Origin of the sequence: Bordetella ansorpii (assembly GCF_900078705.1) — a bacterium.
In the GTDB taxonomy this organism is placed as follows: Bacteria; Pseudomonadota; Gammaproteobacteria; order Burkholderiales; family Burkholderiaceae_B; genus Bordetella; species Bordetella ansorpii_A.
In genome coordinates this window covers 208,066-222,625 of the sequence record NZ_FKIF01000010.1, presented here as the reverse complement: position 1 = coordinate 222,625, position 14,560 = coordinate 208,066, and the positions used below count along the sequence as shown (strand labels likewise).

The window sequence follows — 14,560 nt, the reverse complement described above, 5'->3', positions numbered from 1 at the left end:
TGGGCCATGAGAGACAAGATACCACGCACGCGGCGCTACTCGCCCAGATAGGCCGCGCGGACCTTCGGATCGTCCAGCAGTTGCGCGGCGGGGCCGGACAGCGTCAGCTCGCCCGACTCCATCACATAGCCCCGGTCGCTGTGTTCCAGGGCCAGGCGCGCGTTCTGCTCGATCAGCAGGATGGTCACGCCCTCGGCGGCGATCATGCGCACCGCCTCGAAGACCTTTTCCACCATGAGCGGCGCCAGGCCCATCGAGGGCTCGTCCAGCAGCAGCAGGCGCGGCCGGGCCAGCATCGCGCGGCCCATGGCCACCATCTGCTGCTCGCCGCCCGACAGCGTGCCGGCCGCCTGGCGGCGGCGTTCCGCCAGGCGCGGGAACAGCTCGAACACGCGCTCGACGTCGCGCTTGATCTGCTCGGTATCGCGGCGCACGTAGGCGCCCATGGACAGGTTCTCCTCGATGGTGAGCTGGCCGAAGATGCCGCGGCCCTCGGGCACCATCACCAGCCCCTGGCGCACCAGCTCGAACGGCGGGCCGCCGCCGATGGACTGGCCGTCGTAGCGCACCGCGCCGCCGGCCAGCGGCACCAGGCCGCAGATGGCGCGCAGCGTGGTGCTCTTGCCCGCGCCGTTGGCGCCGATCAGGCAGACGCGTTCGCCGGGATCCACGTGCAGCGATACGCCGCGCACGGCGCGGATGCCGCCGTAGGCCACCTGGACGTCGTCCAGGGCCAGCATGGCGTGGGCGGCCCCGGGCCCGGTGGCGGCAGGCGCGGCCGTATTCATCGTTGCCTGGGTCATCGTGCCCCCTCCCGCCGCGATGTCCCGCCGGCGGGAGGAGGCACGGCTGCTGCCGCTGCGCCCGCCGCTGCGCCCGCCGTGGCACCCGCCGCTGCGCCCGCCGTTGCACCCGCCGCCGCGCCCGCCCCCAGATACGCCTCGATCACCCTTGGGTCCTTCTGCACCTCGGCGGGCCGGCCCATCGCCAGCACCTTGCCGTATTCCAGCACCAGCACGCGGTCGCACAGGCCCATCACGAGTTTCATGTCGTGTTCGATCAGCAGCACCGTGACGCCATCGTCGCGGATCTTCTCGATCAGTCCCCTGAGCACGCGCGTCTCGGACGCATTCATGCCGGCGGCCGGCTCGTCCAGCGCCAGCAGCTTGGGATCGGTGGCCAGGGCCCGCGCGATCTCCAGGCGACGCTGGTCGCCATAGGACAGCGAGCGCGCCACGTCGTTGGCCCGCGCGCCGATGCCCACGTAATCCAGCAGCCTGTGCGCATGGGCCTCGATGGCCGCCTCTTCCTCGCGCTGCGCGCGGGTGCGGAACACGGCGCCCAGCACGCCCGCATGCGTGCGCACGTGGCGGCCGATCATCACGTTCTCGATGGCGCTGAGATTGGCGAACAGGCGGATGTTCTGGAAGGTGCGCGCCAGCCCCGCATGCGCCACCTCGTGCGGCTTGCGGCCCAGCAGGATCTCGCCGTCGAACACGCAGCGTCCCGACTCGGGCACGTACAGGCCGGTCAGCACGTTGAACAGCGTGGTCTTGCCCGCGCCGTTCGGGCCGATCAGTCCGTAGATTTCGCCCGCCTGGATATCGAAGCTGACTTCCGACAGGGCCTGCAGGCCGCCGAAACGCTTGCTCAGGTTCTGGGCGCGAAGCAAGGCGGTCATGCGAGCACCTCCCGCGCCGGGGTCCCGACTGCCGTCATCCCGCTCATGCCGCACCTCCTTCGCGGCTGGCCAGCTCGCGCCGGCGCACGGCCGAGGGCCATAGCCCGGCCGGGCGGAACAACATCACCAGCACCATCGCCAGGCCGAACAGCAGCATGCGGATGCCTTCGGGATCCAGCACCACGTCGCCGAACAGCATGCGCTGCGCGGGCTCGACCACCGCGCGCAGGAACTCGGGCAAGGCCGCCAGGATCAGCGCGCCCAGGATCACCCCGGGAATATTGCCCATGCCGCCCAGCACCACCATGCACAGGATGGAAATGGACTCGGTCAGGCTGAAGCTTTCCGGGCTGACGAAGCCCTGCATGGCCGCGAACATCGAGCCCGCCACGCCGCCGAACGACGCGCCCATCGCGAAGGCCAGCAGCTTCACGTTGCGGGTGTTGATGCCCATCGCCTTGGCGGCGATCTCGTCTTCGCGGATCGCCTCCCAGGCGCGGCCGATGCGCGAATTCTGCAGGCGCACGCACACCAGCAGGATCAGCAGCACCATGGCCAGCAGCAGGTAGTAGTACTTCTCGGGCCCCGTGAAGCGGATGCCCAGGATGGTCTGCGCGCGGCTGAAGGTGAACTCGCCGATCATGAAGGGATCGATGCGGTTGATGCCCTGCGGACCATTCGTGATGTTGACCGGCGCGTTCAGGTTGTTCAGGAAGATGCGGATGATCTCGCCGAACCCCAGCGTGACGATGGCCAGGTAGTCGCCACGCAATTTCAAGGTGGGCGCGCCCAGCATCACGCCGAACAGCGCGGCCACCGCCAGGCCGATGGGCAGGATGGCCCAGAACGGCAGGTGCAGGCCGAAGTGCGGCGAGGCCAGCAATGCCCAGGTGTAGGCGCCCACCGCATAGAAGGCGATGTAGCCCAGGTCCAGCAGGCCGGCGAAGCCCACCACGATGTTCAGGCCCACGGCCAGCATCACGTACAGCAGGGCGAAGTTCAGGATCCGCACCCAGCCCTGCCCCGCCAGGCCCAGCACGAACGGCAGCACGGCCAGCACCGCGCCGATCAGGACGATGGCGGCGATCTGGCGCGGCGCCCAGCGTATCGGGTTGGCGGTCATGCGCGATCTCCCACGCGCTCGCCCAGCAGGCCGGACGGGCGGAAGATCAGCACCATCACCAGCACCACGAAGGCGAACACGTCCTGGTAATGGCTGCCCAGGAAGCCGCCGGTCAGGTCGCCGATGTAGCCCGAGCCCATGGCCTCGATCACGCCCAGCAGCAGCCCGCCGACCATGGCGCCGCCCAGGTTGCCGATGCCGCCCAGCACCGCCGCCGTGAACGCCTTCAGGCCCAGCATGAAGCCCATGGTGTATTGCGACACGCCGTAGTAGGTAGTGACCATGACGCCCGCCACGGCGGCCAGCGCCGAGCCGATCAGGAACGCCGCCGAGATCACCGTGTTGATGTTCACGCCCATCAGCCCCGCCACCTCGCGGTTCTGCGCGGTGGCGCGCATGGCCGTGCCCAGGCGGGTGCGGTGCACCACGGCCACCAGCCCCGCCATGATGGCGCCGGCGATCAGCATGATGGCGACCTGCAGCGTGCTGATGCGCGCGCCGCCCAGCTCGAATACGCGCGGCGACAACACCTGCGGGAAGCTCAGGTAATTGCGGCCCCAGACCATCATGGCCACGTTCTGCAGAATGATGGACACGCCGATGGCGGTGATCAGCGCCGCCAGCCTTGGCGCGCGCCGCAGGGGCCGGTAGGCCACGCGCTCGGCGGTCCAGCCCACCGCCATGCACAGCGCAATGGCGGCCGCCAGGCCCAGGCCGATGACGGCGAAGGCCGACACGGAGGGATCGGCGCCGATCAGGGAGGCCGCGATCATGGTGGCCGTCATGGCCCCCAGCATGACCACGTCGCCGTGCGCGAAATTGATCAGCCCGATGATGCCGTAGACCATCGTGTAGCCCAGGGCGACCAGCGCGTACACGCTGCCCAGGGTCAGGCCGTTGATGAGTTGCTGCGTGAAGATATCCATGGGGCCTTTGGAAGGAACGGCTCGGGCGCGAGGGCCGGAGCATGCAGGCCGGACCTTGAAGGCCGTACCCCGCGCGCGGTTGCGTGACCGCCGCGCAGGTCGTCCTTCCAGGCCGCGCCGCGCCAATCGGGCGGCAGTGTAAACCGCCGGCGCACCCTCGCCGGCGATACGCGAAGGCCGCGGGCCTTTACTGGTTGGCCTGGCTGACCATGGTCTGGACCATCTGCCACTTGCCGTCGCGCACCTGGTAGATGGTGACGGAGATTTCCTTCAGGTCGCCGTTCTTGTCGTAGGCGATGTGTTCGCTGGTGGCGCCCTTGCGCTCGATCCTGGCCAGCGCCGGCAGGTACTTGGCCGGATCGGCCGACCCCGCCTTCTGGATGGCGTCGATCATGGTCCAGGCGCCGTCATAGGCATAAGGCGCGTACACGCCCGGCGCCTTCTTGAAGCGCGCCTCGTAGCGCTGCGCGAATTCCTTGCCGGCGCTCATCTGCTCCAGCGGCACGCCGGCCAGCGAGGCATAGGTGCCGTCGGCCGCGTCGCCCGCCAGCTTCAGGAAGGTGTCGCTGCGCGTCATCTCGCCCGACACCAGCGGCGCCTTGATGCCCAGCGCCACCAGCTGGCGCTTCATCGGACCGGACTGCGCATCCAACCCGCCGTAGAAAATAGCGTCCGGCGCCGCGCCCTTGATGTTGGTCAGGATCGCATTGAAATCCGTGGCCTTGTCCGTGGTGTACTCGCGGCGCGCGATGGTGCCGCCGGCGGCCTTCACCGCCTTCTCGACCTCGTCGGCCAGGCCCTGGCCATAGGCCGTGCGGTCGTCGATCAGGGCGATCTTCTTGGCCTTCAGGTTCTCGACCATGAACTTGCCGACCGCGGCGCCCTGCTGGGTGTCGCTGGTCATCATGCGGAACGTGTTGTCGTAGCCCTGCTTGGTGTATTCGGGCGAGGTCGCCATGGCGATCTGCGGCAGGCCGGCATCGTGATACACGCGCGAAGCCGGAATCGTGGTGCCCGAATTGAAGTGGCCCAGGATGCCGTTGACGTCCTCGTCCACCAGTTGCTGCGCCACCTGCACGCCCACGCGCGGATCGGCCTGGTCATCGCGCGACACCAGCACGAAGCGCGCGGCCGAGCCGCCCACCTTGATGCCCTGCTTGTTGGCCTCTTCGATGGCCAGCGTCAGGCCGTTCTGCATGTCTTCGCCATAGTGCGCCTGCGGGCCCGTCAACGGAGCGGCAAAGCCGAACTTGATATCGGCCGCGTGCGCCGCACCGCCAGCCAGGCAGGCCGCGGCAACGCCGGCGGCCAGGATTTGTCGAGGAAAAGCAAACATCGAAGAGCCTCCAGGGGTCTGAGGGAGGGTACAGGTCGTCCCGCCACTTGTGGTGCGGCCGCCAGGCTGACCAGGGCGGCCAGTTGCACCGGAATTTTGCCCTTGGGTAAAACCGCATCGATATTGGCGATAACCCGTGCAGACAAGGGGGCTGGATGTGTGCGCTGAAATGGTGCCTGTCTGCTGCCCTCGGCACCAAGGCATCCGATGCATGAATCCATCGCGAGCCCCGGTGCGCTCTGTTGGGCTCGGCCCGGCCAAGTCGCTCGGCTCGGGCGCGCCACCAGGCGCCCTCGGCCCCGCTGCGCGGGGCTGCCCTCCCTCCAATTGGCCGGGCCGAGCCCAACAGAGCGCAGCGGGGCGCCAATAGCACACACACAAGCACCGAAAAAAAAGGCGGCAGGATCTTCATCCCACCGCCCTCATATGCAAAGCGAGGCTCGCTCTACAGATCGGCCTTGAACGACTTCGTCCAATATTCGAGGAAAGCAGCCTTCTCCTTGGTCAGCTTCGGCAGATCGTACTGGCGAATGCGCTTCAACTCCGCTTCCGTGAAGCTCACGCGCTTGCGCAGGTCCTCGGGCAGGTCGGCGTTGCGCACCGTCGGGGCATAGCCCATGGCGCGCGCGAAGTTGACCTGGCCGGCCGGGTCGAGCATCGCGTTCAGGTAACCCCATGCCGGTTCGCCATTGCGCGAGTTCTTGGCCACCGCGCCTTCGAACACCACCGGGATGCTGCCTTCCTTGGGGATCACGAAGTCCAGCGGCAGGCCGGCATCGCGCCATTGCAGCGCACGGGCCTTCCACATGGCGGCCACCCAGATCTCGCCCGACTTGAACGCGGCGGCCACGGCCTCGTTGGACGGATACACGCGCGGCGAATTCTTCTTCAACTCGGCCAGGAACTTCTTGCCAGGCTCGTAGCTGTCGAACTTGTCGCCCGCACCGCCCGCGCCCACGAACACGCCGTTGTATTGGTAAAGGATGTCGGAAAAACCCACGCGGCCCTTGTTCTTCGGGTCCAGCATGACGTCCAGCGAATCCGGCGCGGTCGGGAACTTCTCGGTGTTGTACACCAGCACCATCGCGCTGAAGATATGCGGGATGGAGTACGGCGTGCGGAACTGCTCGAACACGTTGCCCAGGTTGGGCAGATACTTGGCGTTTTCCTTCACCGTGGCCAGCGCGCCGGCCTGCGCGGCATCGTACATATCGACCTCGCCCAACAGCGCGACGTCCATGCTGCCGCGGCGGGCATTGCGCTCGGCGCGCAGCTTGGTCACGCGGGCCACGGCGCTGCCCGTGTCGAACGTGACGTCGATGCCCGCCTTCTGCGCGGTGGGCTCGATGTACTGGCGCAGCAGGTTCTGGTAGTCGCCGCCCCAGGTGCCCACGACCACGCTGCCGCCGGCGGCGTGAGCCAGGCCCGGGATCATCGGCAGCGCGGGCGCCAGCACCAGGCCGGATGCGGTTTTCAGAAAGCTGCGGCGGTGCATTCCCCGTGAATTCATATTTGTCCTCTTTGCGTGCATGGGTACTACTGAAGAAGTGATTGAACTGCCTGACGTGCTGCTGCGGTGGGTTTCGATGACCTGTGCAACCATATTCTGCCCGTGGTGAAACCCCCCGGGTACTACCGATAACCCCTACTGGTGATACGCGCCGCGCGGGCCTGCTACGGCAGCGCCCGCAATTGCACCGGCGCGTCGGGCGCCATGGCCCGCAGGTCGGCCAGCTCCAGGTCGCGCGTGATCACCACCAGCACGTCCTGGCCGGCGGGCGCCGACGCCATGCGGCGCGGCATGCCGAAGGTGGTGCCGACGCCCTGGATCAGGATCGGTTCCGCGCAATCGGTGACGCGCAGCAGCGCCTTCACGCGCAGCAGGCGGTCGCCGCAGAAGCCAGCCAGGTCGTCCAGCCACATCGAGAAATCGGTCCAGCTGATGTCGCCGGTGGCGCCACCCGTCCAGACGCGGATGCGCGGATGGCGCAACGGTCCGGCCGTGCCCGCTTCGCGCAGCGCCCGCAGGGCCAGGTCGACGGCCTGCGCGCCCGGCAGCGCGGCGAAGGCCTCGCGCACCGCGCAGGCGCGGTCGGTGCCGGCCACGATGCGCGCCAGCGGATTCAGCGCCTGCGCCCGCGCGCGATGCGCGCCGAGTTCGCCCTCGGTCACCAGGTCGGTCTTGGTCAGCACGATGCGCTGCGCGGCGGCGAACTGCGCGGCCGCCTCTTCGAACTGCTGGTCGCCCAGCGCGCCGGCCGAACAATCATAGGTGGTGACCACCGTCAGGCGCAGGCCGCGCGCGGCCAGTTCGGGATCGGCCAGCGACGCGATGATGGGACCCGGCTTCGACAGGCCGCTGGTCTCCAGGATGATGCGCCTGATCGGCCCATGTCCTTCGGGACGCGGCGCGTCCAGCAGCGCGTTGACCGTGTGCACCAGGCTGCTGCGCAACGAGCAGCACACGCAGCCGTTGGCCAGCAGCGTCATCAGCACGTCGTCCTTGCTGTCCGCGACGATGGCGCCGTCGATGCCGATCTCGCCGGCCTCGTTGACGATCACGCCCGTGTCGGCCGCGTCTTCCCCTTGCAGGAAATCGACCAGCAGGCTGGTCTTGCCGCTGCCCAGGAAGCCCGACAGGATGACCAGGTCAACGGGTGTGGGGGGGACCATCCGGATCTCCATCCCAGCTGCCGCGCACCAGTTCGCGCACGTCGGCCAGCAGTTGTTCGGTGTCGTACACCACGCCGCTCTTGATGGTGTGGCGCAACGCGCGCTTCCATTCGACTTCGCCGGTGTCGTCGTTCAGGCGCATGGCGCCCGTGCCGAACAGCAGCTTGAAGTCCTGCAGCGGGTTCTGGTCCAGGATCAGCAGGTCGGCGCGCTTGCCCACGTCCACCGAGCCCGTGTCCTCTTCGATGCCCAGCAGCTCGGCGCCCAGCGAGGTCGCCGCGCGCAGCACTTCCAGCGGATGGAAGCCGGCCTCCTGCAGCAGCTCCAGTTCGCGCACGAAGCCGAAGCCGTAGATCTGGAAGATGAAGCCCGAGTCGCTGCCCGCGCAGACGCGGCCGCCCAGGTTCTTGTACTCGTTGATGAACTGCATCCACAGGCGGTAGTTCTGCTTCCACTCGATCTCGTTGGTGGTGCTCCAGCGGTACCAGTAGGCGCCGTGGCCGCCGCGCTGCGGCTGGAAGTACTTCCAGACGGCCTTCCAGGTGTAGTCGTCGTGCCAGTCGGCTCGGCGCGCGCGCATCAGGTCGCGGTTGGCGTCGTAGATGTTGAAGGTGGGCACGAAGGTATGGCCCGCCTCCAGGAAGCGGTCCATCACCTCGCGCCACTTGGCGCTGCCGGGCTGCGCGGCCTGCATGAAAGTCTGGCCGGCCAACGAGAAGCGGTAGTACTCGTCGCTGTAGTTGTAGTCGGTCGGGAAGTCCTGCACCACGCGCGTCTCGAACAGCGCCTCGGGCAGGCCGTAGTAGTGCTCGGAACTGGTCAGGCCCCATTCGGCCGACTTCAGCGCATTCACGCGCGTCACCGCCATCTGGGCATGATGGCAGCCCGAGCGCAGGCCCAGCTTGCGGGCTTCGTCCAGCGCGGCCTGCATGATGGCCGGCGGCGCGCCGAAGAACTTGATGCCGTCGGCGCCGCGCGCATGCAGCTTGCGCACCCACTCGCGGCCCTGCTCGGGCGTGTGGATGGTCTTGACGCGATCGTTGACCGCCGGGAACACCACGTGCGCCACGATGTTGGGCGCGGCGATCTGGTTGCTGGCGGCCAGCCGCTTCTGCTCCAGGTTCCAGCCCAGGCCATTCATCGACCCCATCTCGCGGATGGTGGTCACGCCGTGCGCCAGCCACAGCTTGTAGATGTAGTCGGCGGGCGGCACCTCGCCGCTCATGGAGTGGTACGGCGTGCCGATGTGCGCGTGCGAATCGATGAAGCCGGGCGTGACGTACTTGCCATGGCAATCGATCTCGTGCTCGCCCGCGGCCGGACGGCGCGCCGGGTTGATGGCCTTGTGCGGCGTGCCCACGTTGACGATGGCGACGATGCGATCGCGCTCGACCACGATGTCAACGGGCCCCCACGGCGGCGCGCCGGTGCCGTCGATGATGGTGGCGCCGCGCAGCACGAGGCGCTCGTAAGGGCCGTCGCCACGGTCGCGCGCGCTGGCCGCGTGCGGCGGATGCCAGCCCTTGGCGGCGTTCAGGTCGCGCGACTCTTCGCCGACCTCGGCATTGGCATGGGGATTGTCTGTGGACATGGAATCGCTCCTCGGTCAGCCGATGGTCATCAGGCTGGCGTTGCCGCCTGCGGCGGCGGTGTTGATACTGAGGGAACACTCGGTCAGCAGGCGCTCGGGCACGTAGGCCGCGCCCGCCGCCAGCGCATCCGGCGTCAGCCCCTGCACCGACAGGATCGGGCCGGGGCGAGCCGCCACGCGGCGGTTCAGTTCACGCAGCGCATCGCTGTCGCCTTCGAACAGCACCGCGCCGTACTCGGCGCTGTCGATGTCAGCCTCCTGAGCCAGCTCGATACGCTCGCGCGCCGCGGCATCCTGCCTGTCGCGCCACTGGCGGGCCAGGGGCGTATCCAGCAGCAGCAAGGCATTGCCGGTGAGCTGCACGGCGGCCCATTGGGCCTGCACGCCGGTCTCGGTCGCGGCCACCCCCAGCACGCGGCCGCGCGGCAGCAGGCGGTAGGTGTTCTGCTCGCCGGTGGGGCCCGGCAGCGCGATCGCCAGCGGCTGGTCGTGCGAGGCCTCGGCCCAGGCCGGCAGGCCCGTGGGACGCACGGCCAGCAGGCGGTACAGGTACAGCGGGCCGCCGGCCTTGGGGCCGGTGCCGGACAGGCCTTCGCCGCCGAACGGCTGCACGCCCACCACCGCGCCCACGATGTTGCGGTTCACGTACATATTGCCCGCGTGGACCTTGCCGGTGACCTTGGCGATGGTCTCGTCGATGCGCGTATGCACGCCGAACGTCAGGCCATAGCCGGTGCCGTTGATCTGGTCCAGCACGCCGTCGAGGTCATCGCGCGCATAGCGCAGCACGTGCAGCACCGGGCCGAACACCTCGCGCGTGAGCTCGCCCAGGTCGTTCAGCTCGATCAGCGTGGGCGGCACGAAGGTGCCGTAGCGGGTGCGCGGGTCCATCTCGATCTGGTCCACGCGGCGGCCCGCCGTGCGCATGGCCTCGATGTGGCGCTGGATGCCCGCGCGGGCCTCCGCGTCGATCACCGGGCCCACGTCGGTGGACAACTGGTCGGGATTGCCCACGCGCAGTTCGCGCATGGCGCCGCGCAGCATGGTCAGCACATGATCGGCGCTGTCCTCCTGCACGCACAGCACGCGCAGCGCCGAGCAGCGCTGGCCCGCCGAGTCGTAGGCCGAGTTCAGCACGTCGGCCACGACCTGCTCGGCCAGCGCCGAGGAGTCCACGATCATGGCGTTCTGGCCGCCGGTCTCGGCGATCAGCGGAATGGTGCGGCCGGCGTCGTCCAGGCGCTCGGACAGGGCGCGCGCGATCAGGCGCGCCACCTCGGTCGACCCCGTGAACATCACGCCGTGCACGCCCGGGCTGGCCACCAGTTCGGCGCCGACGGTCTCGCCCCGGCCCGGCAGCAACTGCACCGCGCCGGCCGGCACGCCCGCCTGGCGCAGGATCTCGACCGCCTGCGCGGCGATCAGCGGCGTCTGCTCGGCCGGCTTGGCGATGACGGTGTTGCCCGCGGCCAGCGCGGCGGCCACCTGGCCGGTGAAGATGGCCAGCGGAAAATTCCACGGGCTGATGCACAGCACGGTGCCCAGCGGACGGTGCGTGTCGTTGCCGAACTCGCGTTCGATCTGCTGCGCGTAGTAGCGCAGGAAGTCGACGGCTTCGCGCACTTCGGCGATGGCATTGGGCAGCGACTTGCCGGCCTCGCGCACGATCAGGCCCAAGAGGCCCTGCATGCGTTCTTCCAGCAGTTGCGCGGCCCGGCGCAGGCACTGCGCCCGCGCCTCGACGGGCGTGGACTGCCAGATCGGCGCGGCGTTGGCGGCCTCGCGCAAGGCGGCCTTGACCTCGCCGGCGTCGGCCTCGATGACGCGCCCCACCACGTCGCGGTGATCCGCGGGATTGCGCACGTCGGCGGCGCGCTCGTCGTTCCACGCGGCAGCCTCGCCCAGCATCGGGCCGGCCCGCCAGGCGGTGGCGGCGCTGGCCAGCAGCGCGGCCGACAGCGAACTGAGGCGATGCTCGTTGCTCAGGTCCAGGCCGGCCGAGTTGATGCGCTCGCCCTTGGAGGCCTGGCCGTACAGTTCGCGCGGCAGCGGAATCTTCTCGTGCGGGGCGCCCAGCGGCACCACGCGGGCGGCGGCCTCGGCCGGATCGGCCACCAGTTGGTCGACCGGAATGCTTTCGTCGCCGATCAGGTTCACGAACGAGGTATTGGCGCCGTTCTCCAGCAGCCGGCGCACCAGGTAGGCCAGCAGCGTTTCATGCGTGCCCACCGGCGCGTAGATGCGGCAGGGGCGGTTCAGCTTGCCCTGCGCCACCGCGCCCACCACCTCTTCGTACAGCGGCTCGCCCATGCCGTGCAGGCACTGGAACTCGTACTGGCCGGGATAGTAGTTCTGGCCCGCCAGCTGGTAGATGGCCGCCAGCGTGTACGCGTTGTGCGTGGCGAACTGCGGATAGACGGCCTCGGGCGCGCCCAGCAGCTTGCGCGCGCACGCCAGGTACGCCACGTCGGTGTAGATCTTGCGGGTATAGACGGGATAGCCTTCCAGGCCATCGACCTGGGCGCGCTTGATCTCGGTATCCCAGTAGGCGCCCTTGACCAGCCGCACCATGATGCGGTGGCGGCTGCGGCGCGCCAGGTCGATCACGAAATCGATGACGAACGGCGCGCGCTTCTGGTAGGCCTGGATGACGAAGCCGATGCCGTTCCAGCCGTCCAGCTCGGGCGTGTGGCAGAGCGCCTCCAGCAGGTCCAGCGAGATCTCCAGGCGGTCGGCCTCTTCGGCGTCGATGTTCAGGCCCACGTCGTAGCCACGCGCCAGGATCGCCAGCTCGCGCACGCGCGGCAGCAATTCGGCCATGACGCGTTCGCGCTGGGCGCGCGCGTAGCGCGGGTGCAGCGCCGACAGCTTGATCGAGATGCCCGGACCTTCGTAGATGCCGCGCCCCGCGCCGGCCTTGCCGATGGCATGGATGGCCTGCTCGTACGAGGCGTAGTAGCGTTCGGCATCGTCGGCCGTGGTGGCGGCCTCGCCCAGCATGTCGTACGAATAGCGGAAGCCGCGGGCTTCCATCTTGCGGTTGTTGGCCAGCGCCTCGGAGATGGTCTGGCCCGACACGAACTGCTCGCCCATCATCCGCATCGCCAGGTTCACGCCCTTGCGGATCAGCGGCTCGCCGCCCTTGCCGATCAGGCGCGTCAGCGCGCGCGACAGGTTCTGCTCGCTGTTGACGGCGACCAGCTTGCCCGTCAGCATCAGCCCCCAGGTGGCCGCATTGACGAACAGCGACTGGCGTCCGCCGATATGCGACTTCCAGTCGCCGCGGGCCACCTTGTCGCGGATCAGCGCATCACGCGTGGCGCGGTCGGGAATGCGCAGCAGGGCCTCGGCCAGGCACATCAGCGCCACGCCCTCCTGGCTGGACAGCGAGAATTCCTGGATCAGGCCCTCCACGCCGCCGCCCGTGCGCTTGCCGCGCAGGGCCTGCACCAGGCCGGCGGCCATGGCGTGGATCTTCTCAGGGTTGGGCATGCGCGCCTGGCCCAGCAGCAGCGGCACGCATTCGGGTTCGGGACGACGGTAGGCGGCCGTGATGGCCGCGCGCAGCACGGATTGCGGCTGCACGTCCTGGCCGAACTCGAAGAAAGGCGGAGTGGCGGCCGAGGCCGCGAGGTCGGTGTCCTCGCCCACGGCCTCGTCGGCCGCCAGGTGCGCCATCTCGGCGGGCAACTGCCCGCGCTCGATCTTGTCGAGATAAGACAGCAACGCCTGCTTGTGCAGCCAGTGCGGCGTGCAGTTGAGCTTCTGCGCGGCCGCTTTCAGGCGGTCACGCAAGGCGTCGTCCACCTTGACGCCAAGAGTTGTACTGACCATGACGGATTCAGGCCTTGAGTTCGTTGTGATGGATCACGCCGTCTTTCATCACCAGGGGAATGTGATCGCCCTGGCCCAGCAGGCACGACACATCGCGGTACGGATTGCCGTCGACCACCAGCACGTCGGCGGTCGCGCCCGGCACCAGGCGGCCCAGGCGGTCTTCCATGCGCAGCACTTCGGCGGCCGTGGTGGTGGCGCTCTGGATCACTTCCCAGTTCGACAGCACTTCGGCGCGGATGCGGAATTCATCGCTCTGCAGGCGCTGCGACGGACCCAGCAGGTCGGAACCGAAGCCCATCTTCACGCCGGCCTTCTTGTAGATGTCCAGCGACTGCAGGCCGGCGGTGCGCACCGTGGCGATCTTGGCGACGCTATCGGGCGGCAGGCCGTAGTCGGCGCCCTCGTTGGCCAGGGCCTCGTACGTGACCAGCGTGGGCACCACGTAGGCGCCCTTCTCGGCCATGATCTTCGCCACGCGCTCGTCGACCAGGTTGCCGTGCTCGATGGTGCGCACGCCCAGGCGCACGGCGCGCTCGATAGCGTCGGCGGTGTACGAGTGCGCCATCACGTAGGTCTGGCGGCCGGCTGCTTCTTCCACGATGACGCGGATTTCATCTTCGGAATAGCCGAACGAGGCGATGGGATCGGTGGGCGATGCCACGCCGCCCGAGGCCATCATCTTGATCTGGTCGGCGCCCATCTGCAGTTCCTGGCGCACGGCCTTGCGCACGTCCTCGATGCCGTCGGCCACGCGGCCGATGTCGCCGGCACGGAAGCAGCAGCCGCAGAAGCTCATGGGACGCAGGTGGTCGGAACGCGGACGCGGATCGCCGTGGCCGCCCGTCTGGCTGATGGCGCGGCCCGAGATGAACAGGCGCGGGCCCGCCACGACGCCCTCTTCCACGGCGCACTTCAGGCCCCAGCCGGCACCGCCGGCATCGCGCACGGTGGTGAAGCCGCGACGCAGCATGGCCGACATGATGGGCACGGCGCGCATCATCACCAGCGCGTCGGGCAGCACGCCCTGCGAGCTGAGGTTCAGCTGCGTGGCCATCACGTGGGCGTGCAGGTCGATCAGGCCGGGCATCAGCGTCTTGCCGGCCACGTCGATCACCTGGGCGGACGAGGCCGTGATCGGCCTGTCGGACACTTCCCTGATCTTCCCGTCCTCCACCAGCACATGGAAGCCCTCTTGCAATTCGGGCTGCGTGGGGTCGAGCAAGGCGGCGTTCTTGAACAGTACAGCGGTCATCGGGATTGCTCCGTGCGTGTCGTTAGTATCGTGAATGTGGGAAGGATTGCCGGTTTAAGTTTTCTTCTGGCGCAGTTGGGTTCTTGAGACGCCCGTGTCTGCCGGAGAGGCCGCGTCGGCCAAGTCGTCGGGCTCGCAACG

General features: G+C 68.6%; 9 protein-coding genes and 1 pseudogene. All 10 read right to left on the bottom strand.

Annotation, left to right across the window (positions count from 1 at the left end; genetic code table 11):
* Positions 1–35 precede the first annotated feature (35 nt).
* The 10 genes and pseudogenes from A6745_RS25470 to A6745_RS25425 all read right to left on the bottom strand — a co-directional run bounded on the left by A6745_RS25470 (position 36) and on the right by A6745_RS25425 (position 14,419).
* Positions 36–740, bottom strand: coding sequence for an ABC transporter ATP-binding protein (locus A6745_RS25470; RefSeq protein WP_231886108.1), 705 nt, complete (start codon positions 738–740; stop codon positions 36–38).
* Between the two features lie 176 nt (positions 741–916).
* Positions 917–1,681: pseudogene (locus tag A6745_RS25465) on the bottom strand (ABC transporter ATP-binding protein); the annotation flags it as partial.
* A gap of 43 nt (positions 1,682–1,724) precedes the next feature.
* Positions 1,725–2,804 (bottom strand): ABC transporter permease subunit, encoded by a 1,080-nt coding sequence (locus A6745_RS25460; protein WP_066133717.1) that lies wholly within the window; start codon positions 2,802–2,804, stop codon positions 1,725–1,727.
* On the bottom strand, positions 2,801–3,652 hold the full coding sequence (locus A6745_RS25455) for a branched-chain amino acid ABC transporter permease (RefSeq protein ID WP_407922755.1): 852 nt from the start codon (positions 3,650–3,652) through the stop codon (positions 2,801–2,803). Before A6745_RS25455 ends, A6745_RS25460 begins: the two co-directional genes overlap by 4 nt.
* A 265-nt stretch (positions 3,653–3,917) precedes the next feature.
* On the bottom strand, positions 3,918–5,066 hold the full coding sequence (locus A6745_RS25450; protein WP_066133711.1) for a branched-chain amino acid ABC transporter substrate-binding protein: 1,149 nt from the start codon (positions 5,064–5,066) through the stop codon (positions 3,918–3,920).
* A 445-nt stretch (positions 5,067–5,511) separates the two neighbouring features.
* Positions 5,512–6,576, bottom strand: coding sequence for an extracellular solute-binding protein (locus A6745_RS25445; protein ID WP_066133710.1), 1,065 nt, complete (start codon positions 6,574–6,576; stop codon positions 5,512–5,514).
* 164 nt (positions 6,577–6,740) lie between these two features.
* Positions 6,741–7,739: a CobW family GTP-binding protein gene (locus A6745_RS25440; protein WP_066133708.1), complete on the bottom strand. Its 999-nt coding sequence runs from the start codon at positions 7,737–7,739 to the stop codon at positions 6,741–6,743.
* On the bottom strand, positions 7,717–9,330 hold the full coding sequence (locus A6745_RS25435; RefSeq protein WP_066133705.1) for an amidohydrolase family protein: 1,614 nt from the start codon (positions 9,328–9,330) through the stop codon (positions 7,717–7,719). The genes A6745_RS25440 and A6745_RS25435 overlap by 23 nt, the downstream gene beginning before the upstream one ends.
* Before the next feature lie 15 nt (positions 9,331–9,345).
* Positions 9,346–13,164: a trifunctional transcriptional regulator/proline dehydrogenase/L-glutamate gamma-semialdehyde dehydrogenase gene (gene putA, locus A6745_RS25430; RefSeq protein ID WP_066133701.1), complete on the bottom strand. Its 3,819-nt coding sequence runs from the start codon at positions 13,162–13,164 to the stop codon at positions 9,346–9,348.
* A gap of 7 nt (positions 13,165–13,171) precedes the next feature.
* Complete coding sequence (locus A6745_RS25425) at positions 13,172–14,419, bottom strand: metal-dependent hydrolase family protein (RefSeq protein ID WP_066133696.1); 1,248 nt, start codon at positions 14,417–14,419, stop codon at positions 13,172–13,174.
* Between the last annotated feature and the right edge of the window lie 141 nt (positions 14,420–14,560).

Bases quoted from the DNA above. Each gene is read 5' to 3' on its own strand.
- A6745_RS25470 (WP_231886108.1), bottom strand. From the start codon at position 740: ATGCTGGCCCTGGACGACGTCCAGGTGGCCTACGGCGGCATCCGCGCC.
- A6745_RS25460 (WP_066133717.1), bottom strand. From the start codon at position 2,804: ATGACCGCCAACCCGATACGCTGGGCGCCGCGCCAGATCGCCGCCATC.
- A6745_RS25455 (WP_407922755.1), bottom strand. From the start codon at position 3,652: ATGGTCTACGGCATCATCGGGCTGATCAATTTCGCGCACGGCGACGTG.
- A6745_RS25450 (WP_066133711.1), bottom strand. From the start codon at position 5,066: ATGTTTGCTTTTCCTCGACAAATCCTGGCCGCCGGCGTTGCCGCGGCC.
- A6745_RS25445 (WP_066133710.1), bottom strand. From the start codon at position 6,576: ATGAATTCACGGGGAATGCACCGCCGCAGCTTTCTGAAAACCGCATCC.
- A6745_RS25440 (WP_066133708.1), bottom strand. From the start codon at position 7,739: ATGGTCCCCCCCACACCCGTTGACCTGGTCATCCTGTCGGGCTTCCTG.
- A6745_RS25435 (WP_066133705.1), bottom strand. From the start codon at position 9,330: ATGTCCACAGACAATCCCCATGCCAATGCCGAGGTCGGCGAAGAGTCG.
- putA (WP_066133701.1), bottom strand. From the start codon at position 13,164: ATGGTCAGTACAACTCTTGGCGTCAAGGTGGACGACGCCTTGCGTGAC.
- A6745_RS25425 (WP_066133696.1), bottom strand. From the start codon at position 14,419: ATGACCGCTGTACTGTTCAAGAACGCCGCCTTGCTCGACCCCACGCAG.